1 protein-coding gene and 1 pseudogene are annotated in these 1,575 nt (G+C 66.0%); both read right to left on the reverse strand.

Annotated elements, in window-relative coordinates; genetic code table 11:
• The coding region (locus ACESMD_RS05855; RefSeq protein WP_372611214.1) for a folylpolyglutamate synthase/dihydrofolate synthase family protein at positions 1-1,134 on the reverse strand (1,134 nt) is incomplete at its 3' end.
• Between the two features lie 11 nt (positions 1,135-1,145).
• Positions 1,146-1,575, reverse strand: a pseudogene (locus ACESMD_RS05860) (acetyl-CoA carboxylase carboxyl transferase subunit beta); the annotation flags it as partial.

Genomic DNA, 1,575 nt, shown 5'->3' on the forward strand with positions numbered 1-1,575 from the left:
AACCGGTGTCAGGGCATCGATTACCCCATCGGCATCCTTGTCGGCGAGCATGCCCAGCAGACCGATGGTACGACCCTCACAGGGCAAGGCGGCGAGGCGCTCGGCCAGATGGGCTGCCGCATGGGGATTATGCCCCACGTCAAGGCACCACTGGCCAAGCCACTGCATGCGACCCGCGAGATTGACACGGGACAGGCCACGCCGACAAGCCGTGGCCTCCAGCCTTACCCCAGCCAGGCACAAGGCCTGGAGCGCCGTCGCGGCATTGTCCAGCGGCAGGCCGGGGTCGGGTAAGGCGGCAAGCGTAACGGGGCCACCAGCACAGGAATCGCCTCTGGGGTCTGACCCCATAGGCGCCGCCTCGGGGCTATTTCCAGCCTGCTTTCCCTCGAAAGACGTAGTTCCCCAACCTGTCCAACACCATTGCGGGCCCTCCCCCTCATGCCCGAAGGCCTCCCCAAGGGCAAAGACGGGTGCCTCGAGCCGGGCCGCCTCAGCCCTGACACTGGCCGGCAGCACCGTGCTGCCCAGCACCACCGGACGGCCCGGGCGCAGGATACCGGCCTTCTCACGCCCGATAGTCTCGAGATCGTCACCGAGAAAGTCGCCATGATCCCTGGCAATGGTCGTGACGACGGTCACATCCGAGTCGATGACATTGACGGCATCGAGCCGGCCGCCCAGCCCCACCTCGAGGATCGCCAGGTCGGGTAACTGGCGGGCGATGGCCCAGAGGGCGCCCAGGGTCCCCACTTCGAAATAGGTCAAGCTGACGGGGTCGCCGGCCAGGCGCGCCGCCTCGACGGCCTCAAAGCCGGTGATCAGCGTTGCATCATCGACCTCCTCGCCATCCAGCCGCAGGCGCTCGTTGTAGCGCAGCAGATGAGGGGAGGTATAGGCGGCAGTGGAGAGCCCATGGGCCCGGGCCACCGATTCGATCATGGCCACGGTAGAACCCTTGCCATTGGTCCCCGACACGGTGATCACACGGCGGGCGAGCGGCGCATCCAGCAGCCCCATGCGGGCGGCCACCTCGGCGACCCGTGACAACCCCAGCTCGACACCCAACGGATGCGCGGCTTCCAGGCGTGCCAGCCAGGCATCGAGGGTGCTGGGCAGGGATGCCTCACGCATGCCGGTAGCGATCAGCGTGGCGATTCGTCGTGATCATCGCGATTCCCTTCCTCGACAGGAGACTCCTCGGCCTGGATGTCATCGGACGGGGAAGCATTGATGACATCCGCCTGTTCGGCGATATCCACCAGGTCGGGTTCCACGAGGGCATCCTCGGCCGGTCCGTTGGAGGGCTGAAGGGTGAGCTTGCGCAGGATGCCCCCCAGGCGACGACGCATGTCCTGACGGTGGACGAGCATATCCACGGTGCCATGCTCGAGCAGGAACTCGCTTCGCTGGAAGCCTTCGGGAAGTTGCTCGCGGACCGTCTGTTCGATGACTCGCGGCCCGGCGAAGCCGATCAAGGCATTGGGCTCGGCAACGTTGATATCACCGAGCATGGCCAGTGACGCCGACACCCCACCGAACACCGGATCGGTCAGCACCGAGACATAGGGAATG

The organism is Halomonas sp., assembly GCF_041689495.1.
Lineage (GTDB): Bacteria > Pseudomonadota > Gammaproteobacteria > Pseudomonadales > Halomonadaceae > Halomonas.